The organism is Sphingomonas sp. P4_D12 (assembly GCF_056401895.1).
On the sequence record NZ_JBFUIL010000002.1, the window covers coordinates 13,468 to 34,377 of the forward strand.

Below are 20,910 nucleotides of genomic sequence, written 5' to 3' on the forward strand. Positions count from 1 at the left end.
TCGGCGAATGCCGATCGGGCCGTTGAGCCGGGTACACGCAGGCAGAGTGCCGATTTTCGCTGCGGTGCACAACACTATTCGACCTCAATAACCCCTATGAGCGTAACGATGTTGCGCCGATGCAACACTTCAGGAGATCAGTCGGGCGCAGCTGTGCCGACAAGATGAACGTCGCGGCGTGGATAGGGGATGACGATGCCATGGTCGCGGAACAGCAGCCAGAGCCGGTTCAGCACGTCGGAGCGGATACTGCCAACGCCGCTTTCGGGATCATTGATCCAGACCAGTATATCATGCTCGATGCCGATTTCGCCGAATTTGGTCAGCCAGACGTTGGACTTGGGCATATCGAGCACGCGCGGACTTTCCGCCGTCGCGCGCAGCATCAGTTCCTGCGCGAGCGGCAGATCGCAATCATAGGCGACCGTCACCGGGATGCGGACGCGCACGTTACGGTCGGTATAGGACCAATTCTCGACCGGCTTGGTCATCAGATCCTCGTTCGGGATCAAATGCTCCTTGCCGTCGCGCGTGATGATGCTGACCGCGCGCACGCCGATCTTGTTGACCCAGCCGACATCCTTGTCGGCGACGACGATGACGTCGCCCGGCTTGATCGAGCGATCGAGCAACAGGATGATGCCGGCGATCAGGTTGCCGACCGTTTTCTGGAGGCCGAACCCCACAGCCAGGCCGAGCGCGCCGGAGAACACCGTCAGGCTGGTCAGGCTGATGTCGAGCAAGTCGATGCCGATGAAGAAGGCGAGCGTGATCGTTGCGATCCCGGCCAGCTTTTGCGCGAGCAATTTCTGCGTCGGGTCGAAGCTGCTGGTGCTGACGATAGCGTGACCGACCAGCCGGTTGACCAGGCGGATCGCCGCGAGCAGGCAGATCACGGTCACCAGTACGATGATCACCCGCAGCAACGAAAAGCGCCAAGAGCCGAGATCGAAGCCGATGGAATCGAGTGTATTGTTGACCGGTGCAAGCCCGCCGATCGAATGGCTGAAGATCGCGACGAACAGGACGAGCGCGACGCTCCACGCCATCCAGCGCGCGAGGTTGAGGCCGCGCAGGATTTGCGCCGCCATCCGCGCCACCGCGGCGCCCAGGAAAAAGCCGATCAGCCCGGCCGCGAGCGGCGGCCATTGTCCAGCCGCTTGCAGGATCGAGAGCAGCAGTGCCGCGGCACCATGCCGGACTACCGAGGGCACGCGCGGGCCGATCCCCTCGGCATGATGGCCGAGTTGGCGTCGCCACAGCGCCTCGATCGGCGGGCCGAGCCAGCGACCCGCAAATACGCCGAGCGCGAGCGCCGCGACGATCAAACCGAAGACGATCGCCAATTCGGTCGCCTCGCTGCCGCGCGGGACCGCCAGTCCCTGCGCGCTCAACCAGGCGATCGCGTCGTTCATTCCTGCGCCGCGCGGAACGCCGCGAACGCCTGATCGAGGTCGGCGATCAGGTCGGCTGGGTCCTCGATCCCGATATGGAGGCGGACCAGCGCCCCGCCATGATCGGGCACGCCAAGGGCACGGCGGGGATCGGCGGTGACCGCCAGGCTTTCGAAGCCACCCCAGCTGAAGCCGATGCCGAACAATCGCAGCGCGTCGATGAAAGCCGCGCGGCTGGCTTCGGTGCCTCCTTTGAGCGCGAAGGCGAACAGCCCGGACGATCCCTTGAAGTCGCGGATGAAGAATTCGTGTCCCGGGCAGCTCGGCAAGGCGGGGTGGAGTACGGTGGCAACCTCCGGCCGCTGCGCCAGCCAGCGCGCGATCTCGATCGCGCCCGCCTCGTGCTGCTTCAACCGCACGGCCATGGTGCGCAGCCCGCGCGATCCCAGCCAGCAATCGTCGGGGCTGGCGACCTGGCCCAATTGATAGCTCAGATTGCGCAGCTTGGCGAAATAGCCTGGCGCCGCGGTCACCGATCCCAGCATCACGTCGGAATGGCCGACGACATATTTGGTGCAAGCGAGCACCGTCAGGTCGATCCCCTTTTCGATCGCCGGAAAGAGCAAGGGAGTCGCCCAGGTATTGTCGAGGATCGTGACGATGCCCCGTGCCTTGGCCGCGACGACGATCGCCGGGATATCCTGCACCTCGAAGGTCAGGCTGCCCGGGCTTTCGAGCAGGATCGCCTTGGTCTTGTCGGTGAACAGTTCGGCGATGCCGGCACCGATCAGCGGATCGTAATGCCGCGTCGTGATGCCCATCCGCTTGAGGAAGCCGGCGGCGAAATTGGTCGTCGGGTCATAAGCCGAATCGACCAGCAGCAATTCGTCGCCCGGGTCGAGCACCGACAGCAACGCGGCCGTGACGGCGGCAACGCCCGAGCAATAGAGGAAGGTATCCTCGGCGCCGGGCTCGAGTTCGGTCAGCGCGTCCGCCAGCGCCCATTGCGTCGGCGTCCCGCGCCTGCCGTAATAGAGTCGATGACGCGTATCGCCGCGCCCGGTCTCGCGCAGATGCTCGACCGAATCGTAGAGGATCGTCGATGCGCGCCACACTGGCGGATTGACGATCCCCTGCGTCCATTCCCTGCGCCGCCCTGCGGTCACCACGCGGGTAGGGGGCTTGTCGTTCTCATTACCGGCCATCCGCCCGTGCTAGGCCGGGAAGCACGCGCGGACAAGAATCGAGTGCCGATCCTAGGCGGCACCCATCGCCTTGGGGGTCGACATATCTGCTCCCCATTCGGACCAACTGCCGTCGTACAGCGCACCGTCATTGCCGAGCAGGTGGGCGCCGAACAGCAACACCGCAGCGGTGATGCCCGAACCGCAGGTCGTGACCAGCGGCTTCGACAGGTCGACCCCGGCGCGCTCGAACTCCGCCTTGAGCGCGTCGCCGGTCTTCCACGTGCCGTCATCGTTGAGCAGTTGTTTGTATGGCAGGTTCTTCGAGCCCGGGATGTGGCCGGCATGGGTCGCCGGGCGCGGATCGGGTTCCTCGCCGGTGAAACGCGGATCTGAGCGCGCGTCGAGCACCTGCTCCGCGCCGCTGTCGACATTGGCCTTCATCTGATCGAGCGTTCGGACCTGGCTGTCATCGGCCCAGACGGTGAAGTGGCGGTGGCGATGCTGCGGTTTGCCGCTTTCGACCGGGCGCCCCTCCGCCTGCCATTTGGCGAAGCCGCCGTCGAGGATCGCGACGTCGTGCGCGCCGAACACGCGCAACATCCACCAGGCGCGTGCCGAGGTGTGGTAATGCGAATTGTCGTACAGCACGATGCGGCTGCCGTCGCCGAGCCCGAGCGATTGCATGCGGCTGGCGAATTTCTCGGGCGGGGGCAGCATCGTCGGCAGCGGGCTGTTGAGATCGGCGATCTCCGCGATATCGAAGAACGCCGCGCCCGGAATATGCGCCTTTTCGAACGCGGCCGCGGGATCGCCGTCCGGGCTGCCCGGCACCGAACCGAAATAGGTTGCGTCGACCACGCGAAGGTCGTTCGCTCCCAATTCGTTGGCCAGCCATTCGGTGGTCACCAGCGCGTCCATCATCGTCTCCTCTTACTGTCGATCAACACCAACTCGCCCGGGGAGGAAAGGGACGGCGTGATGATGTTAGCGCGGACCGGTGACGCCGTCGAGGTGGAGGAAAGGATGAATTCATTATCGCGCGGACCTCGCGCCGGCGTCCGCGGCGCGCGGGGTGACGCGCCGGGCACAGCCTCCTATATCCTCCGCCATGAACCCAAAGCATCTTGGCCAGGCGAGCAGCCTGCCCGCATCGCCCGAAGAGGCGGTGCTCGATTACGTCCCCAATCCGCGCCAGGGCCGACCCTATCTGGTCCGCTTCACCGCGCCCGAATTCACCTCGCTCTGCCCGGTGACCGGCCAGCCCGATTTCGCGCATCTGGTGATCGATTACGTGCCGGCGGAAACCATCGTCGAATCGAAGTCGCTCAAACTGTTCCTGAGCTCGTTCCGCAACCATGCCGCGTTCCATGAGGATTGCACGGTCGGAATCGGCGAACGGCTGACCGCCGAGATGAAGCCGCAATGGCTGCGGATCGGCGGCTATTGGTATCCGCGCGGCGGGATCCCGATCGACGTGTTCTGGCAATCGGGACCGGTACCGGATGGTCTGTGGCTGCCCGATCAAGGTGTGCCGACGTATCGTGGACGGGGCTGACCTACCCGGGTTTAACACAGGTCAACGCGAATCCTTTGTTGCAATGCAACATGAACGCAACCATATTCCTTTCAATCCGTTCAGGGAGGTGTGAGTCGGGCAACAATGCCCGGAAATTACTTGTGAAAGGGTCACAATGGCGACTTCGCCTCTTCTGCCCCGTACCAAACACGTCGCGCTGATTGGCAATTTCCTGCCGAGGCAATGCGGCATTGCGACATATACTACCGATACGTATCTGGCGCTCCAGGACCGCTTCCCCGACATCAAGGTCGACGTCTATGCGATGGACGACCGCCCAGAAGGGTACGATTATCCGCCGGAAGTCACCGGCTCGATCGCGCAGGAAGATCGCCTGGCCTATCTGAGCGCCGCGCGCGCGATCGAAGCGAGCGGTGCTCAGGCGGTTTGGATCCAACACGAATATGGCATCTTTGGCGGGCCGGCGGGCGAGCATCTGCTCGCGTTGCTCGACCGGCTGACCATTCCCGTGATCGTGACGCTGCACACGATCCTGGAAATCCCTAATGACGATCAGCGTCGGGTGATGGACGGCTTGCTCAAGCGCGCCGCACGGGTCGTCGTCATGGCCGATATCGGCCGCGACATTTTGATGCGCGTCTATGGCGCCGATCCGCGGACGATCATGATGATCCCGCACGGCGTGCCTGATCGTCCGCTGGTCGATCCCGACACCATGAAATCGCGTTTCGGCTGGGAAGGGCGCAAGGTGTTGCTGACCTTCGGTCTGCTGGCGCCGAACAAGGGGATCGAAAGCGTGATCTCCGCCATGCCCGAGGTGGTAGCAGCCAAGCCCGATGCGCTGTACGTCGTATTGGGCGCCACGCATCCCAATTTGGTCGCGCAGCAAGGCGAGGCCTATCGTGACCGGCTGAAGGCGCTTGCCGCCGAAAAGGGCGTCGCCGACCATGTCCGGTTCATCGACGGCTTTCTCGAGCATGACGAATTGCTCGACTATCTCCAGGCGACCGACCTCTACGTTACGCCCTATACCAACCCCGCGCAGATCACGTCGGGAACCCTGTCCTACGCGGTCGGCGTGGGCAAGGCAGTGGTGTCGACGCCCTATATCCACGCGACCGAAATCCTGGCCGACGGCCATGGCGTGATCGTCGATTTCGGCGATGTCGAGGGCTTTGCACGCGAGATTTCGCGGCTGCTGGCCGACGATGCGGCGCGCGCCGAACTGATGCGGCGCGCTTATGCTCGCGGTCGTACGATGATCTGGCCGCGCCTTGTCGAGGCCGGCATGGCCGGGATCGACGCGATCGTCGCAGCGGCACCGCGACGGATCAGGAGCGCCAAGCCGCTGACCCCGCTCAAGCCGAGCATCGCCGCCGTCGAACGGATGAGCGACGCGACCGGCATGTTCCAGCACGCCGTCCTTTCGGTGCCGGACTTTCGCCACGGCTATTGTATCGACGACAACGTCCGAGCGCTGATGCTGATGACCGCGATCGACGATCTCGACGAGGACAGCCGCGACAAATGGATGACGACCTACGCAGCGTTCATTCAATATGCGTGGAACCCCGACAAAAGGCGTTTCCGCAATTTCATGAACTTCGATCGCACCTGGTGCGAGGACGCGGGGTCGGAAGATTCGAACGGCCGTACGATCTGGGCGCTGGGTGTCACTGCCAAGCGGGCGACGCTCGCCAAGCACCGCGATTGGGCGGCGCGTCTGTTCGACGAGACGGCGGGGATCGCGTTCGATCTGAGCAGCCCGCGATCGCAGGCATTCGCCATGCTGGGCGCCGCGGCGATGCTGAGCGCGCATCCCGGTCATGCGCGGTCGCGCACGATCCTGGAACGCTTCTCCGCCGATCTGGCCGATCTGCTCCAGGAAACGCGCCGGCCCGAATGGGAATGGTTCGAGATCGTTCTTGCCTACGACAACGCTCGCTTGCCCGAAGCGATGATCCGCGCGGGCATGGCACTCGAGCGCCAGGACCTGATCGAAACTGGCTTGCGTGCACTCGACTGGATCGTGGCCCAGCAGACCAGCCCCGAAGGCCGGTTCCGCGCCGTCGGCACCGAGAGTTTCGGGCGGCCTTATGAAGGGCCGTTGCCGTTCGATCAGCAACCGCTCGAAGCGCAAGCGACGATCGATGCGTGCGCAGCGGCGTTCAAGGCGACCGGCGACGTGCGCTGGGTCGAAGAGGCGAACCGGGCGTATCGCTGGTATCTGGGGCAGAACGACCTCGACCTGCCGCTGGCGACGGTGCAGGACGGCGGCTGTTTCGACGGCCTGATGCCGGGCGGTTTGAACCGGAATCAGGGCGCCGAGTCGATTTTAGCACTGCAATTGGCCTCTTGCGCGATTTCCGCACTTGGAAAGGCAGCCGGAACCGTGGCAGGGACGGGTCGCGCCGTCGCGTAGCAACGACACGCGGCGCCGCTTGGATCAAGGTTGCAAGCGGGATGGCCGTTGCTCGACATATTTCATCACAGCCTCAGGCTGCACGCCGACCCGTCGCGAGTCGTCGTTCGTCCATTCCACATCGGCTGGTCCCCCGTTGGCGGCGGGACCAGCCGGACCGATCGGTTGGTCCGGGCGGTTCTGGCGATGTCGGCGCAGGAAACGCGCGACGAGCTTGAGGTCGTGCTCAAGGATTTCGAGGCGCGTCACTGGCAGACGCGCCGCGTGTTCATGACGCGCTATGACGAGATCGAGGATTTGCTCGGGCTCGACGGGCGCGACATAGGCGACGAGAAACGCCAGCTGATCGGCGCGTATTTCTGCCACGAATATTCCTACGCCGCGGCGGCGCTGATGAACCCCAGCGCGGTGCCGCATTTCGACCAGACCGGCATGCCCAAGGGATCGATGCGCATCCTGATGTCGCTGCGCTCGGTGGGTGAGGGGCACATTTCGTCGGTTGCCTTCCGCGAAGGCATCATCACCTCCGACAACCAGCTCAAGCTCGCCCCCGAACCGCCCTTCGCGACGGCGGCGGACGTCCATGGCAGCGACGAGGAGCATGTGCCGTCCGGACCGGTGACGGTCCACCGTCATCGCGATTCGACTTTGTCGGGCACGGTGATTTTCCCGATCACCGACGCGCAATCGAAGGGGCTGGAGGACCTCCGCCTGGTCCAGTTCCGCCACGACGATGGCGAAGTCGAATGGCTCGGCACCTATACGGCCTATAACGGATCGCAGATCCAGTCGGAGCTGTTGCGCACCCGCGACTTCCGCGCCTTCGACCTGGTGCCGATGACCGGACCCGCGGCGCGCAACAAGGGCATAGCTCTGTTCCCGCGCAAAGTCGGCGGTCGGTACCTGGCGATCGGACGACAGGATGGCGAGAATCTCTTCCTGCTCGATTCGGATCGGCTGACGCATTGGGAGGAAGGCGCGCGCCTGCTCGAGCCGCGTTATCCGTGGGAACTGGTCCAGATCGGCAATTGCGGCCCGCCGATCGAGCTCGACGAGGGCTGGCTGTTGCTGACCCATGGCGTCGGCGCGATGCGTAAATATTCGGTCGGCGCAGTGCTGCTCGACAAGGACGATCCGTCGAAGGTGATCGGGCGCACTATCGAACCGATCCTGGCCGCCAAGGATCAGGACCGCGAGGGGTACGTGCCCAACGTCGTCTATTCGTGCGGCGCGATCCGCCATGGCGACAGCTTGTTCCTGCCGTACGGCGTGGCTGACAGCTCGGTCGCGTTCGCCTTCGTGCCGATCAAGGCGCTGGTCGCGACGCTGGTGTGACGTGATGCCATTTCCCCTCCCGCTAACGGGAGGGGAAATCGCCGATCAGCGCACCATGTTTTTCGTGCGGCTGTAGAGCCAGGCGATCGATCCGAAGAAGACCAGCAAGGCGGCGAGCTCGGCCCATTGGGCATAGCTCACGCCCATGATCCCGGCCGGGATCTCGCCGCCGCGCGCCGCGACGAAGAACGCGAAGCCGACGCCCCACAGGCTTTCGCCGACGATCAGGCCGGTCGCCGCCAGCGTGCCCATCCGCTCGGCGAAATCGGGATTGGCGGTGCGCTGCGCCCAGCGATCGTAGAAATGCCCGATCAGCGCGCCGACCGGGATCAGCAGGGTCAGCGCCATCGGCAGGTAGATGCCCATGCCGACGCCGAGCGGCGGCAAGCGCATCTTGCCCATCTTGCCGAGCGTCTCGTCGATCGCGATCACGATCACACCGATCAATGCGCCCGTCCCGATCAGCCACCAGTCGATGCCCGAGCCGAGAATGCCTTGCGCCAGCGCCGCGATCAGCGATGCCTGGGGGGCCTGCAGCGCGTTGGGACCAGCGCCGGGCATGCCGACGAAGCCGAACGTGTTCTTGAGCAGATCGAGCACGATCGGGATGACCAATGAGCCGAAGATCACTCCGAACACCAAGGCGACCTGTTGCTTCCACGGCGTCGCGCCGACCAGCTGCCCGGTCTTTAGGTCCTGAAGGTTGTCGTTGGAGATCGTCGCCACCGAAAAGACGATACCGGTGGTGAACAGGGCATAAGCGATCAGCGCGCTGGCACGGTGCGGATCGGTCTGGTGCCCGAAAAAGGCGAGCAGGAGCAGCGACGCGCCGACCGCGGCAAGGATGCCGACGCCCGACACGGGACTGTTCGACGCGCCGATCAGGCCGGCCATATAGCCGCACACCGATGCGATCACGACCGCGACGAGGGCGATGTAGATCACGGTGCCGCCGATCACGGCAACCGCATGTTCGCGGATCGGGCCGCCGGCGGAGAACTCCCACAGCAGGACGGCGATCAGCGGCAGCATCAGCAGGATCGTGCCGCCGACGATCGAGATCGGCAGGTCGCGCTCGGTCAATTCGAGCAGTTCGCCCTGACCGCGCGCTCTCGCCGCCGCCATTGCCGAGCGAATGCCGCCGATGATCGGGCCCAGGATCTTGAACAAGGTCCAGATCGCCGCGACGCCGATCGTGCCGGCGCCGACGAAGCGGACCTTGTTGCGGAAGATGTCGGTGACGATAGCGTCGGTCGCGCCGGGAACATGCGCGCTGAGCCACGGCACCAGCCCGACCCAGGCGATCAGCATGCCGAAGAACATCGCCGCGCCGACCGACAACCCGACCAGATGGCCGACGCCGATCAACGCCATCGAGAAACTGGTCGAAACGCCGCTGACGCTCGGGCCGATGCGAAAGTTCTTGGCGGCGTCCGCGGCAACTACCTTGAGCGTCGCGAGCAACTGGAACCCCGCCGAAATCAGCGAAGCGATCACGATGATCCGCAGCCCCTTGGCGTTCTCCTCACCGCCATCGGTGCTGGTGCCGACCTTGAGCACCTCGGCCGCCGCGACCCCTTCGGGATAGGGCAGGTCGGACCCGGTCACCAGCGCGCGCCGCAAGGGGACCGAGAACATCACCCCCATGATGCCGCCGGTCGCACACACCGCGACCGTCGTCCAATAGGGAAAGCCTTGCCACCAGCCGACCAGGATCAGCCCGGGCAGCACGAAGATGATCGCCGATAAAGTCCCTGCCGCCGACGCGATCGTCTGGACGATGTTGTTCTCGACGATATTGCTGCCCGGCAGCATCCGCAGGATCGCCATCGAGATCACCGCCGCGGGGATCGACGTGGCGAAGGTCAGCCCGACCTTCAGCCCGAGATAGACGTTGGCCGCTGTGAACAGGATGGTGATGATGCCGCCCAGGATCACGCCGCGAATGGTAAGCTCGGCGATCGGGCGGGTGGTGGCGGTGGTCATGCGCAAAACCCGGTTTAGTGTTCAAGGTGCCGGGGCGGCATGACCGTTGTGCGTTGGACTGTGTGTCGCCGCGCTGAACGGAAAATCGCCCCGGTTGTCTGTCCGGAACGTGGCACATTATTGCGGCTTTAGGACAGAAGATTCTGCGCCGGTAGCGAGGCCGTGGTGTAGTCGCTGTGCAACGACCAGCCGAGCGATGTGTAGAGCTCGCGGCCGGCCGGCGTCGCGCAGAGCATCGCGTCTTTAATGCCCGATTGCCGTGCCTCGGCCGCCAGCGCGCGCATGATCGCGCTGCCCAGGCCGCGGCGCTGATAGTGATCGGCGGTGCGGATGCGGTCGAATACGATCAGGTCATCGACCGCTACGATTCGGCCGCGCGCGGCTTCTTCACCGGCAGCGCCTAAGATATGCGCAAACGTAATGGAGTCGCTGCATGTGATGCGTAATTTGAATTCCGCGGGAAAGGCTGGCGGCCGGTCGAGCATGACCGACAAAGGTGCGGTCATCATATAGCCGGGCGTGGCGATCTCCCAGTCATGGGGCAATAGCGGGCGGACAGCGTCGGCCGGCGCGCAGATCTTGAGGTAAAGCAACGAACGGCCGATGCTCGCGGCAAGCGGACGGATTGCATCGGCGTCGAGCTGCGCGAAGATGTAGCGGCCGATCTGGTCGGGCTGATCGACATGGATATAGAGACCGCCGTGGCGCGCCACCGGCATCGCCGCGCCGCGCGAAATCGCCCAGGCATCCGCCCAGCGGGCGATCAGGTCGGGATCGGCAACGAGCATCGCTCAGTACGGACCTTCAGTCGGTCTTGGGGATCAGGCCATATTCGACGTTGAGGTCGAGCAGGCGATGGCCATGGATCGATCTCGCCTCGATATCGACCACCACGACCAGGAAGATGTCGGGCCGGTCGGTCTCGATGATGATCTGGTCATAGCGGCCGCGCGCGTCCTGATAGACGCGATCGACATCGTCGAAACTCTCCACGCCGAGCGACTTGGGGTCGAGCGCATCGACATAAGGCCAGATGTCGATGTCGAGATCGGAATCCTCGTCGTCGGTGACGTCGAGCATCGGCTCGTCGAAGCACGCGGCGAATTCGGCCGCGCTCAATTCGCGCGGCGCAGTCAATCGAACCCGTTCTCGAGGAAGCGTTCGGCATAGGCGCAATGCATCGCGATGCCCTTGGCCATGACCGATTCCTCGATCGTCATCTTGGTATTGTGAAGCGGCGGATTCTTGGCCGGCTCGGAACCCTCGAGCGCAACGCCGATGAAGGCCATCGCGCCAGGCACTTCGCGCAAGACATAGCTGAAATCCTCGCCGCCCATGATCGGCGCGGGCATCGGCTGCCACTGGCCGGGCTCGAGATCCTCGGAAATCTGCTTGAGCAGCGACACCGCGCGCGGATCGCACATCGTCACCGGATAGCCGTCGTCGATCCGCACATCGGCGGTGCAGCCATGCGCGATGGCGATATTCTCGGCGATCCGCTTCAGGCCTTCGCGCGCTTTTTCGCGCGTTTTCTGGCTGAGCGTGCGCAAGGTGCCGATCATCTGCACTTCGTCGGGGATGATGTTGTAGGCGCTGCCAGACTCGATCTTGGTGATCGACAGGACGGCGGGGTCGGTCGCCGGAATCTGGCGCGCGATGAACACTGACAAAGCGGTCACGATCTCGGCCGCGACCGGGATCGGGTCCATCGCATCGTGCGGCATGGCGGCGTGGCCGCCGGCACCGCGAATGGTGAAATTAAGGGCGTCGGTCGAGGCGAGCAGGGCACCCGGGCGCGTCTGGATCGCACCGGCGCGGGCGTTGGGATAGATGTGGAGCGCGAAGGCGCTGTCGGGGCGCTCGATGTCGAGCAGCCCGTCCTCGATCATGAAGCGCGCACCGTGATGGCCTTCCTCGCCCGGCTGGAACATGAAGACGACGGTGCCGGGCAGGCTGTCCTTGCGCGCGGAGAGGGCGCGTGCGGCGCCGACCAGCATCGAGCAATGGCTGTCATGGCCGCAGGCGTGCATCGCATTGGGCACCTGGCTGGCGAAATCGAGCCCGGTCTCCTCGGGCATCGGCAGCGCGTCCATATCGCCGCGCAGCAACACGGTGCGGCCATTGTCGCCGCCGCCGCGCAGGATGGCGATGAAGCCGGTGGTCGAGGTCGATTCGTGGATTTCGAGCGGCAATCCGTCGAGCGCGGCGCGCAGCTTGGCAGTGGTGCGCGGACATTGGTTGCCGATTTCGGGATCGGCATGGATTGCGCGTCGCAGTGCCACCACGTCGGCGAGTTCTGCCTCGCCGGCGGCGATCCAGTCGGTGGAGAAGTCATTCATCGCTATCGTCCTCGAGTCTCGATCGCACGCTAGACCAATTCATCGGCAGAGGCATCATGCAGCAGCCAACGCCTCGCGTACGCGGCGGCCGATATTGCTGGCGAGCCCGGGCATCACCGCGAGGTCTTGCAATTCGGGCGCGGTCGCGCCGCCGCGATTGACGATCGTCACCAGCCGCGGAAACCCGAAGCCGGGATTGGGTCGCTCGGCGAGCACGATCTCGTCGCCCGGCGCGATCGATCCTTCGCGCAGGACGCGATAATACCAGCCCGAATGCCCGGTTCTCACCATATGCCTGCCTAGCCTTGGCTCGCCGAGCGCCAGCGCGAGTTTGAAACAGGGTTGGCGTGGCTGGCAGACCTGCAACAGCGCTCCGCCGATCGCATGAACGTCGCCGACGCAGAGATCGTTCTCGTCCATGCCGTCAATGGTCAGATTCTCCCCCATCGCACCGGCGACGAAGCGCGGCGCGAGGTCGGGAAAGGCGACCGCCCAATCGGGGTAGCGCGTGGACGCATAAGCGTAGACCGCCTTCTCGGGGCCGCCATGGACCGACAGATCGGCCTGATCGTCGCCATCAAGCCCGAGCGCTCCCGCCTTGATCGGGCCCGATACCGCGCTCTTGATGAACGCGCTCGCCACGCGGTCGGGACCGAGCGGCGCGATTCGTCCAACCTGAATCGAGGCGATGCGCACCGTCACCGGCCGTGGTCGTCCGCGCCGATAAAGATCATGCTCATGTCGCCCATGCAAAAACTCCCTCGTCCCGGCTGGGGACGAGGGAGTTTTAACTGGCAAGCCCCGGGGCTGCCAAGCTTCGAGGCGATCGATCAGCTCCCCTTGAGCTTGATCGCGATATACTGGCTGCCCTGGCGCGCGCGGGTCATGTAGAGGAGCAATGTCGTCTTGCCCGCCGTCTTCGCCGCGCGGATCTGCGCGTCAAATTCGGTTGGTGTGCGCACCGGCACCCGATTGATCGACGAGATGATGTCGCCGCGCTGCAGGCCCTTGGCCGCCGCGTCGCTCGACATGTCGACCCCGGTGACGACCACGCCGCTGACCTGGCCCGGATTGACGCCGAGCGTATTGGCAATCTGCGGGGTGAGCGCGGTCACCTGCACGCCGAGCAGATTGACGCCGGCATGGAGTTCGGGCGCACCGTTGCCGGGCGTGCCGTCGCCATCATCGTCGCCGTCATTGCCGCCGGTGATCGAATTGGCGAGTTCTTCTTCGCTCGGGCGGTTGCCGACGATCGCGGTGACCGTCATTGGTTTGCCGTCGCGGATGACGCTCAGCTTGGCGGCGCCACCCGGCGCGACGTTCGCGACCAGATAAGGAAGCGTCTGTTCGGGATTCACTTCCTGGCCATTGACCGCGACGATCACGTCGCCCTGTTTCAGCCCCGCTTTCTCTCCGGGCCCGCCCGGCTCGACGCGGTTGACCAGCTCGCCGCGATCCTTGGGCAGGCCGAGCGTGCCGGCGATGTCCTCGTCGATCGGCTGGCGGCCGATGCCGAGATAACCGCGCTGCACCTTGCCGCCCTTGATCATCGTGTCGATGATCGGCTTGGCCGAGGCGGCGGGGATGGCGAAGCCGATGCCGACCGATCCTTCCGACGGCGAATAGATTTGCGAGTTGATGCCGATCACGTTGCCGTTGAGGTCGAACATCGGGCCGCCCGAATTGCCCTTGTTGATCGCCGCATCGGTCTGGATGAAGCGGTCATAGGCGCCGCCCTGGCCAGTGACGCGGTTGAGCGCCGAGACGATGCCGGCGGTAACGGTGCCGCCCAGGCCGAACGGCTCGCCGATCGCGATCACCCAGTCGCCGACCCGCGCCTTGGTCGAATCGCCGAACTTCACATAAGGCAGGTTGGTCGCGTCGACCTTGAGCACCGCGAGGTCGGAGGCGGTGTCGCTGCCGATCACTTTCGCCACATATTCCTTGCGGTTGAACAAGGTGACGGTGATCGATTCGATCTTGCCCTTGGCCGCGGCGGTGATGACGTGCGCGTTGGTGACGATATAGCCGTCGGGCGAAACGATGAAGCCCGACCCCAGGCTCTGCCCCTCGCGCGTGATCGGCTGGCCGTCATCCTGGCCCTGCTGGCCGAGCAGGCCCCCGAACAGGTCACCGAACGGATTGCCGCCCGACGAGACCTGCACCTTCTGCTTGGTGGAGATATTGACCACGGCTGGCTGCAGCTTGGCGACCATGTCGGCGAAGCTCATCGGCGCGCCGGCCTTGGGCGCGGCGGCGGCGATGGTGCCTGGCTCGTTCTGCGCGTTCTGCGCATAGGAAGGCGACAGAACCGTCGTCGCGGCGCCCCCCAGCAGCAGGGCGGTAGTAATGGCGTAGGCGTAGCGCACTTGGGTTAATCCTCTTCGTCTCGATATGCCCCAGTTGGACTGTTCTTGCCCACCGGAGCCTGAACGGCGATTGAATATGAACGAACTGCAAGGAACGTGATTGGTCAAACCCGCCACGTCGCGATCGGTTCAGCGCGTCATTTCCCGTTGCCTTCGAATTCCTTCAGGTACGAATTGTCGGGCGTCAGGATCAGGTTGGTCGATCCCGGCGGCAGCTTGCCGTTGGAATCGGGCCCGAACGTGACTCGATAGGACTGCATCGCCCGATAGAAGTCGTAGAAAGCAGGATCCTTGTTGAACGCTTCGGCGTAGATCTTCGCTGCCTGCGCATCGGCCTGGGCACGGATGATCGCCGCATCGCGCTGACCTTCCGAACGGATCGTTTGCGCCTGTTGTTCGCGCGTGTTCTTCATCCGGTCGAGCGCCGATTGCAGCGGCGATCCTTCCGGATAATCGGCGTGTTTGATGCGAACGTCGATGATCTGAACGCCGTAATTGCGTGCGTAACGCTGCAGCGCGATCTGGATATTGTCCATCAACTGGCCGCGTTCGGGACTCAGCAGCGCGTTGAAGTCGACCTTGCCGAGTTCGGAGCGCAAAGCCGAGGCGAACAACGGCGTCAGCTGGGCGCGGACACGATCCTCGGTGCCCGAGGTCAGGCCCATCGACTGCACCAAACGCAGCGGATCGACGATCCGGAAGCGCGCGAACGCGTCCACCTCGAGCCGTTGCTGGTCGGTCGACAGCACCGGCTGGTTGTCGAGATCGAGGTCGAGCACGCGCTTGTCGATCCAGATCAGGCGATCGACCAGCGGAATGCGCGCCATCAGTCCCGCGCCAGTCTGACCCAGCGCCTCGCCGGGCTTCCAGCGATTGACCGTGCCGATCGGATTTTCGAACTGGACGACGACGACCTGCTTGGTTTCTGGAACGATCGCGACCGTGCTGGCGAGCAGGATCACCGCGAGCAAGGCGACGACGCCGAGCGTGATCGGGTTACGCAACCAAGTCATCAGCGTGCCTCCGCTTGCGGGGCATCGGGCAATTTCCTGATATTCCCAGGCACTGGCAGGAACGGCGCGATGTTGCGCGGCTCGATGATCGTCTTGTCGTTCTTGGACAGAATGGCTTCCATCGTCTCGTAATACATGCGGCGGCGCGTCACTTCGGGCGCGACCTTGTATTGCTCATAAACGCTGTTGAACGCCGCGGCCTGGCCCTGGGCGATCGCCACCACCTGTAGCGCATAGCCGCGCGCCTGGGTGACGTTCGATTGCCGCTCGTTCTGCGCGGCGGTGACGTTCTTGAACGCGTCGTTCACTTGCGCCGGCGCGGCGGCATTGTTGAGCGCGACGTTCACGATACGGATGCCCGACTGATAATCGTCGAGGATCTGTTGCATGGTGAGCGCGACCTGGGTCTGGATCGACAGCTTGCCGGCGCCCAGCACTTCGTCGAGCGTCGCATTGGCGATCGCCGCGCGCACCGCGGTTTCCGCGGTCGCCTTGACCGCATCATCGGGCTTGTCGAGCTCGAACACATATTTCTGCGGGTCGATGATGTTCCACTGCACCGAATAGCTGAGGTCGACCAGATTGCCGTCGCGGGTCAGCACCAGATTGGGTCCGCCGCCGCCATTGTCGCTGTCGGGGAATTGGAAGGTCTGGATGCCCATGACGTTGATCGTCCTGACCGAGGCGATCGGCGCCGGCAGCGTCCAGTTATAGCCCGGGCCGATCGTGCCCGAATAGCGGCCGAAATAGGTCACCACGCCGCGCTCCTGCGGCCCGATCACGTGCAAGCTGGTGAACGCGATCCACAACACGACCAGCAGGCCGACGCCCGCCAGCCACAAGGATCGCCCATTGCCGCCGCCGGGAAGGCGGAAATTACCGCCGCCACCGCCGCCGCCGCCACGGGCGCGCTTCAGCAAATCTTCGATGCCGCTGGCCGCGCGTGGGCCGCGAGCGCGCGATCCCGGCGCCTGCGCCCAGGGATTGCGCGGGCCGGCGTCGCCGCCGCCATTGCCGTCGCCGCTCCCGCCATCGGAATCGCCGCCGCCACCACCTCCCCAGGGGCTTTTCGGCTTGTCGGACATGGTTTCGGAAAGGCGGCGCCGCCACGGCAAGGCAATCGTCATATTCGTCTTTATAGGTGCCGCTGCGCGGAAAAACAGTGGCAAGCGGCGGTTACGGCCCTATCTGGCGCGCATGGACGAAAAGATGGGGTTGGCGGCACGCGTCGCAGAAGTGGCGGGCGACCGCGCGACAGTGAGGCTGGATGGCGATCGCGCGAGCGTGATTCTCGACGTTACCGGGTTGGAATCGGAGGCGCGCGAGGCGCTAGAGGCGGCGGTGCATGCCGCTGCCGTGGCCGGTCCCGAGGCGCGCGAGGTGCGCATCGCGATGACCAGCGAGCGTGTCGGCCGCAAGCTGATCGCCGTGGCCAGCGGCAAGGGCGGAGTCGGCAAATCGACTGTCGCCGCCAATCTGGCGATCGCGCTGGCCAGGGCCGGACGCAAGGTCGGGCTGGTCGATGCCGATATCTATGGACCCTCGCAACCGACCCTGATGGGGGTCGAGGGGATCAAGCCCCAGGCGCGTGAGAAGACCATGATCCCGGTGCCGACCGCATTCGGCGTGCCGATCCTGTCGATGGGCCAGTTGGTCGCGCCGGGTCAGGCCATTGCCTGGCGCGGTCCGATGGCAGCCAGTGCGCTGGGGCAATTGATCGAGGGCGATTGGGGCGCCGCCGACACCCTTGTGGTCGACATGCCGCCAGGTACGGGCGACGTGCAGCTGACGATGATCCAGAAATACAAGCCGGCGGGCGTGGTGATCGTCTCGACGCCGCAGGATCTGGCGCTGATCGATGCGCGCCGCGCCGCCGATCTGTTTGGCAAGGCCGGCGTGCCGGTGATCGGCGTGATCGAGAATATGGCGGGCTATCGCTGTCCGCATTGCGGCGAATATTCCGATCCGTTCGGACAGGGCGGCGCGGAGGCCGCGGCGGCGGAGATGGGTGTTCCGTTCCTCGGGCGCGTGCCGCTCGAGATGGCGATCCGGATCGCCTCAGACGCGGGCACACCGCCGGCTGCCGGGAACGGGCCAGAAGGCGCAGCGTTCGGAGAGATAGCCGGGAAAGTGAACGACTGGCTTTCCGCCGGTCGTTAGCCGAATGGATTTGGGAGACGGACATGCCGCTCAGCGCTGACCAGGATATCCGCGACCTCCTGACCAACGCCCGCACGATCGCGATGGTTGGCGCGTCGGACCGGCCCGATCGCCCGAGCTATGGCGTGATGGCGATGCTGCAGCGGCACGGCTATCGTGTGATCCCGGTCAATCCGCAGATCACCGGCGAGCATGTTCATGGCGAGTACGTTTTCCACGACCTCGCCCAGATCGGCGTGCCGATCGACATCGTCGACATCTTCCGCCGGCCGCAGGCGGCTGGCGAGGCAGTCGACGAAGCGATCGCCTCGGGCGCCAAAGCGGTATGGATGCAGTTGGGCGTCATCAACGAAGAGGCTGCGGCGCGGGCCGAGGCGGCGGGGCTGAAGGTGGTGATGGATCGCTGTCCGGCGATCGACATCCCGCGGCTGGGCGTGCCGCGCATCGCCGCCTGACGCGAAACCGCCGCAATCGCGGGTCATTACGGAGTCGTACGTAGCATCGGCGGAGTCGGATCATGCTGTGGTGGCTGGTGATGATGCAGGCGGCCCCGCAGCTCGATACGGCGATGGAGCGTTACCGCGCCGCAATGCGCGCGACGATCGACTGCCATGACAACCAGCCCGACGATATCGTCATTTGTGGGCGGCGCGAGGCTGATCGCTATCGCGCGCCGTTGACGGTGATCGATCCCAATGACCCCAGGCATGAAGGCGTGCCGGCCGAGCGCGAGCGGATGCTCGCCAGGACCAATAATTGCCAGGAAAAGTCGACCTTTCTCGTCGGTTGCGGCGCGGCCGGGGTATCGGTCAGCACGCGATCCGGCGTGTCGTTGATGGGCGAGCGACCGATCGCCCCGTAAATGCGCCGAATTGCGGTGAAAAACTGGCCGATCCGGGCGCATCCTCTGGCGCTGCGGAACGTCTTATGGCCTCATGTGTTGGCGTTTCAGGGTGCTCGAGACAGGGGTCGGTCCGATGCTCACGCCGTTATTGTTCGTCATGTTGGGCGCTACGGCGCACAACCCGCCGTTGAAGCTGAATTTCACGCTGAAGCCACCGCCGCCGCCGGCGCGATGCGTGGGCGTATGCGCCGATCGCTATCGACTGCCAGCGTCGAGTGAGGACACGCAGTCGCTCAAGGATCGCGCGCTCGCCGATGACGGCCGCAAATGCGACGTGATTGGTGCGATGCGTTGCCTCAGCAAGCGTCGGACCTTGCTGCGATCGGACCAGGATCCGGTCGATACGTTGCGAACGAGTTTCATGCCGCATTGACGCCGGGTTCGAGCGGTACATTGCTCGCAGGAGGGGTCTCTATGCCCGGATTATTATTGTCTTTGGCGCTGCAGGCTGCCGTGGCGCCCGCAGCCGCACCGCCTCAAACTCCCACCGCCGATACGCCCGAGCGGTTCTCGATCCTGGTTCCGGTCGCCAGCGAGCCGTGCGTGCGTCACGTCGATGGCAAAGACATCGTCGTGTGCGGCAATCCGCTGCCGTCGCAAACATTGCCCTATCCCGAAGAGATACCCCCTGACGGACCGGTGCCGTCCAATCCCTATAAGAGCGGCACCGGTGCGCTTGCCGCACAGGGTACGCCCTGTCCGATCAGCCGAAGCTGCGTCGTCGGATTCGGACCGCCGCTCGTGCCGATGATCAAGGGTGCCGCAGACCTCGCCAAAAAGGCGTTCGCGAAAAAGCCCGACAAGACCGGCCGCGTCGCGATCCCGCTCGACGACACGCCGCCGTCGACCGAGGGGAAGCTGCTGCCCTGAGGGAGAAGGTTCCCGCGAGGGATCAGCCGAGGATGTGCATCCAGAGCGGCTCGCCGGCCAGGCTTTGCGACCCGCGCAGCTTTTCGAGCGCCTGGGCCACCGCGCGTTCGGGCCCTTCATGCGTGACGATCGCGACGAGCACGCTGCCATCGGCGCTGACGCCGCGTTGCATCAGGCTTTCGATCGAGACACCGGCGTCGCGCATCGCCGCGGCGATTTCCGCCAGCACCCCGACACGATCGGCGACCATGAAGCGGAGATAGGCGCGGCCGCGGCGCTCGCCGCTATCGGCGGCAGGCAGTGCTGTGAGCTGGGCGGCGGGCATCGCATAAGGTGGCCCGAATTCGTCGCGGGCGATGTCGATCAGGTCGGCGACTACTGCCGATGCGGTGGGCCCGTCGCCCGCGCCGGCGCCCTGGAACAGCAATCGGCCGACGAAATTGCCTTCCGCGACGACCGCGTTGAGCGCGCCGGAAACATGTGCAAGCGGGTGGCTGAGCGGGACGAGGTGCGGATGGACGCGCTGGAACAAACCCTTCGGCCCGGCTTCGGCGATCCCGACCAGGCGGATGCGGTAGCCCAGGGTCGCGGCCTCGGCGATATCGGCGGCGAGGACATGGCGGATCCCGCCGGTCGCGACGTCGGCGAAAGCTGGGCGGGTGCCGAACGCCAGGCTGGCAAGGATCGAGAGCTTGTGCGACGCGTCGACGCCGTCGATGTCAAAGCTCGGATCGGCTTCCGCGAACCCCAACGCCTGCGCTTCGGCGAGGACATCGGCGAAGTCGCGCCCTTCGACTTCCATCTTGGTCAGGATGAAATTGCAGGTGCCGTTGAGGATGCCGTAGACCCGGCTGATCTCATTGGCCGCGGCGCCTTCGCGCAGGCCCTTGATGACTGGAACGCCGCCCGCCACCGCTGCCTCGAACTTGAGCGGGGCATTGGCTGCTTCGGCCGCTTCGGCGAGTTCGAGGCCGTGATGCGCCATCATCGCCTTGTTGGCGGTGACGAGTCCCTTGCCGCCGGCCAGCGTGGCGCGCGCCAGCGTCAGTGCCGGGCCATCCGATCCGCCAATTAGCTCGACCACCACATCGGCGTCGTCGCGATGCGCCAGCGCCGCGGTGTCGTCGACCCAGTCGAACCGTTCGATATCGACCCCGCGGTCTTTGGCCCGATCCCGGGCGGACACCGCGACGATCTCGATCGGCCGGCCCGCGCGCCGGGCGATGAGCTCGCCATTGACGTCGAGGAGTTTGATCACGCCGGCACCGACGGTGCCAAGGCCTGCGAGCGCAACGCGGAGCGGGGAAGTCGAAGTCATCGCTGTCCCGCGTAGAGGAACTGTGCCGCTCGCCGCAAGCGTTCGCAGCGAAGCGGATCGGTCGAAAAAGTGGTGA

At 65.0% G+C, this 20,910-nt stretch carries 20 protein-coding genes; 8 read left to right on the forward strand and 12 right to left on the reverse strand.

Features of this window, described 5'->3' with window-relative positions; genetic code table 11:
* Window positions 1-137: 137 nt before the first annotated feature.
* From AC1DSD_RS02680 to sseA, 3 genes are read right to left on the reverse strand one after another with little or no spacing between them, the layout of a single operon-like run.
* Entirely contained in the window at window positions 138-1,415 is a 1,278-nt protein-coding gene (locus tag AC1DSD_RS02680) for a mechanosensitive ion channel family protein (RefSeq protein WP_478028290.1), read from the reverse strand.
* A complete protein-coding gene (gene metC / locus AC1DSD_RS02685) occupies window positions 1,412-2,599 on the reverse strand; it encodes a cystathionine beta-lyase (RefSeq protein ID WP_478028291.1) in 1,188 nt (395 codons plus the stop codon). Before metC ends, AC1DSD_RS02680 begins: the two co-directional genes overlap by 4 nt.
* Window positions 2,600-2,650: 51 nt before the next feature.
* Complete coding sequence (gene sseA / locus AC1DSD_RS02690; protein ID WP_478029008.1) at window positions 2,651-3,499, reverse strand: 3-mercaptopyruvate sulfurtransferase; 849 nt, start codon at window positions 3,497-3,499, stop codon at window positions 2,651-2,653.
* A 190-nt stretch (window positions 3,500-3,689) separates the two neighbouring features.
* Here sseA and queF point away from each other — a divergent pair, with 190 nt between their 5' ends.
* The 3 genes from queF to AC1DSD_RS02705 all read left to right on the forward strand — a co-directional run bounded on the left by queF (window position 3,690) and on the right by AC1DSD_RS02705 (window position 7,875).
* Complete coding sequence (gene queF, locus AC1DSD_RS02695; protein ID WP_478028292.1) at window positions 3,690-4,136, forward strand: preQ(1) synthase; 447 nt, start codon at window positions 3,690-3,692, stop codon at window positions 4,134-4,136.
* Between the two features lie 136 nt (window positions 4,137-4,272).
* The gene (locus tag AC1DSD_RS02700) at window positions 4,273-6,540 is read left to right on the forward strand and encodes a glycosyltransferase family 4 protein (protein ID WP_478028294.1); all 2,268 of its coding nucleotides are present in this window, start codon (window positions 4,273-4,275) and stop codon (window positions 6,538-6,540) included.
* 48 nt (window positions 6,541-6,588) lie between these two features.
* Window positions 6,589-7,875, forward strand: a complete 1,287-nt coding sequence (locus AC1DSD_RS02705) for a glycoside hydrolase family 130 protein (protein WP_478028296.1) — start codon at window positions 6,589-6,591, stop codon at window positions 7,873-7,875.
* Between the two features lie 45 nt (window positions 7,876-7,920).
* Here AC1DSD_RS02705 and AC1DSD_RS02710 read toward each other — a convergent pair whose 3' ends face one another.
* From AC1DSD_RS02710 to hflK, 8 genes are all read right to left on the reverse strand, one after another.
* On the reverse strand, window positions 7,921-9,861 hold the full coding sequence (locus tag AC1DSD_RS02710; RefSeq protein WP_478028298.1) for an OPT family oligopeptide transporter: 1,941 nt from the start codon (window positions 9,859-9,861) through the stop codon (window positions 7,921-7,923).
* Window positions 9,862-9,989: 128 nt separating this feature from the next.
* A complete protein-coding gene (locus AC1DSD_RS02715; RefSeq protein WP_478028300.1) occupies window positions 9,990-10,649 on the reverse strand; it encodes a GNAT family N-acetyltransferase in 660 nt (219 codons plus the stop codon).
* A 16-nt stretch (window positions 10,650-10,665) separates the two neighbouring features.
* A complete protein-coding gene (locus tag AC1DSD_RS02720; protein ID WP_478028302.1) occupies window positions 10,666-10,998 on the reverse strand; it encodes a hypothetical protein in 333 nt (110 codons plus the stop codon).
* A complete protein-coding gene (locus tag AC1DSD_RS02725; RefSeq protein WP_478028303.1) occupies window positions 10,995-12,200 on the reverse strand; it encodes a M20 metallopeptidase family protein in 1,206 nt (401 codons plus the stop codon). The genes AC1DSD_RS02720 and AC1DSD_RS02725 overlap by 4 nt, the downstream gene beginning before the upstream one ends.
* A gap of 54 nt (window positions 12,201-12,254) precedes the next feature.
* Complete coding sequence (locus AC1DSD_RS02730; RefSeq protein ID WP_478028304.1) at window positions 12,255-12,902, reverse strand: MOSC domain-containing protein; 648 nt, start codon at window positions 12,900-12,902, stop codon at window positions 12,255-12,257.
* A gap of 128 nt (window positions 12,903-13,030) precedes the next feature.
* On the reverse strand, window positions 13,031-14,569 hold the full coding sequence (locus AC1DSD_RS02735; RefSeq protein ID WP_478028306.1) for a Do family serine endopeptidase: 1,539 nt from the start codon (window positions 14,567-14,569) through the stop codon (window positions 13,031-13,033).
* 137 nt (window positions 14,570-14,706) lie between these two features.
* Window positions 14,707-15,582, reverse strand: coding sequence for a protease modulator HflC (gene hflC, locus AC1DSD_RS02740; RefSeq protein ID WP_478028308.1), 876 nt, complete (start codon window positions 15,580-15,582; stop codon window positions 14,707-14,709).
* Complete coding sequence (gene hflK, locus AC1DSD_RS02745) at window positions 15,582-16,709, reverse strand: protease modulator HflK (RefSeq protein WP_478028309.1); 1,128 nt, start codon at window positions 16,707-16,709, stop codon at window positions 15,582-15,584. The genes hflC and hflK overlap by 1 nt, the downstream gene beginning before the upstream one ends.
* Before the next feature lie 82 nt (window positions 16,710-16,791).
* Here hflK and AC1DSD_RS02750 point away from each other — a divergent pair, with 82 nt between their 5' ends.
* The 5 genes from AC1DSD_RS02750 (at window position 16,792) to AC1DSD_RS02770 (ending at window position 19,516) form a co-directional block, all read left to right on the forward strand.
* The gene (locus tag AC1DSD_RS02750) at window positions 16,792-17,742 is read left to right on the forward strand and encodes an Mrp/NBP35 family ATP-binding protein (protein ID WP_478028311.1); all 951 of its coding nucleotides are present in this window, start codon (window positions 16,792-16,794) and stop codon (window positions 17,740-17,742) included.
* 23 nt (window positions 17,743-17,765) lie between these two features.
* Entirely contained in the window at window positions 17,766-18,197 is a 432-nt protein-coding gene (locus AC1DSD_RS02755; protein WP_478028313.1) for a CoA-binding protein, read from the forward strand.
* Window positions 18,198-18,259: 62 nt separating this feature from the next.
* On the forward strand, window positions 18,260-18,604 hold the full coding sequence (locus AC1DSD_RS02760) for a hypothetical protein (protein ID WP_478028315.1): 345 nt from the start codon (window positions 18,260-18,262) through the stop codon (window positions 18,602-18,604).
* 91 nt (window positions 18,605-18,695) lie between these two features.
* A complete protein-coding gene (locus tag AC1DSD_RS02765) occupies window positions 18,696-19,019 on the forward strand; it encodes a hypothetical protein (RefSeq protein ID WP_478028316.1) in 324 nt (107 codons plus the stop codon).
* Between the two features lie 41 nt (window positions 19,020-19,060).
* The gene (locus AC1DSD_RS02770) at window positions 19,061-19,516 is read left to right on the forward strand and encodes a hypothetical protein (RefSeq protein WP_478028318.1); all 456 of its coding nucleotides are present in this window, start codon (window positions 19,061-19,063) and stop codon (window positions 19,514-19,516) included.
* A gap of 22 nt (window positions 19,517-19,538) precedes the next feature.
* On the opposite strand, the gene AC1DSD_RS02775 is transcribed toward AC1DSD_RS02770, so the two are convergent.
* Window positions 19,539-20,834: a homoserine dehydrogenase gene (locus AC1DSD_RS02775; protein ID WP_478028320.1), complete on the reverse strand. Its 1,296-nt coding sequence runs from the start codon at window positions 20,832-20,834 to the stop codon at window positions 19,539-19,541.
* Window positions 20,835-20,910: the final 76 nt, after the last annotated feature.

Bases quoted from the DNA above. Each gene is read 5' to 3' on its own strand.
- AC1DSD_RS02680 (WP_478028290.1), bottom strand. From the start codon at position 1,415: ATGAACGACGCGATCGCCTGGTTGAGCGCGCAGGGACTGGCGGTCCCG.
- metC (WP_478028291.1), bottom strand. From the start codon at position 2,599: ATGGCCGGTAATGAGAACGACAAGCCCCCTACCCGCGTGGTGACCGCA.
- sseA (WP_478029008.1), bottom strand. From the start codon at position 3,499: ATGGACGCGCTGGTGACCACCGAATGGCTGGCCAACGAATTGGGAGCG.
- queF (WP_478028292.1), top strand. From the start codon at position 3,690: ATGAACCCAAAGCATCTTGGCCAGGCGAGCAGCCTGCCCGCATCGCCC.
- AC1DSD_RS02700 (WP_478028294.1), top strand. From the start codon at position 4,273: ATGGCGACTTCGCCTCTTCTGCCCCGTACCAAACACGTCGCGCTGATT.
- AC1DSD_RS02710 (WP_478028298.1), bottom strand. From the start codon at position 9,861: ATGACCACCGCCACCACCCGCCCGATCGCCGAGCTTACCATTCGCGGC.
- AC1DSD_RS02715 (WP_478028300.1), bottom strand. From the start codon at position 10,649: ATGCTCGTTGCCGATCCCGACCTGATCGCCCGCTGGGCGGATGCCTGG.
- AC1DSD_RS02725 (WP_478028303.1), bottom strand. From the start codon at position 12,200: ATGAATGACTTCTCCACCGACTGGATCGCCGCCGGCGAGGCAGAACTC.
- hflC (WP_478028308.1), bottom strand. From the start codon at position 15,582: ATGACTTGGTTGCGTAACCCGATCACGCTCGGCGTCGTCGCCTTGCTC.
- hflK (WP_478028309.1), bottom strand. From the start codon at position 16,709: ATGACGATTGCCTTGCCGTGGCGGCGCCGCCTTTCCGAAACCATGTCC.
- AC1DSD_RS02750 (WP_478028311.1), top strand. From the start codon at position 16,792: ATGGGGTTGGCGGCACGCGTCGCAGAAGTGGCGGGCGACCGCGCGACA.
- AC1DSD_RS02755 (WP_478028313.1), top strand. From the start codon at position 17,766: ATGCCGCTCAGCGCTGACCAGGATATCCGCGACCTCCTGACCAACGCC.
- AC1DSD_RS02760 (WP_478028315.1), top strand. From the start codon at position 18,260: ATGCTGTGGTGGCTGGTGATGATGCAGGCGGCCCCGCAGCTCGATACG.
- AC1DSD_RS02770 (WP_478028318.1), top strand. From the start codon at position 19,061: ATGCCCGGATTATTATTGTCTTTGGCGCTGCAGGCTGCCGTGGCGCCC.
- AC1DSD_RS02775 (WP_478028320.1), bottom strand. From the start codon at position 20,834: ATGACTTCGACTTCCCCGCTCCGCGTTGCGCTCGCAGGCCTTGGCACC.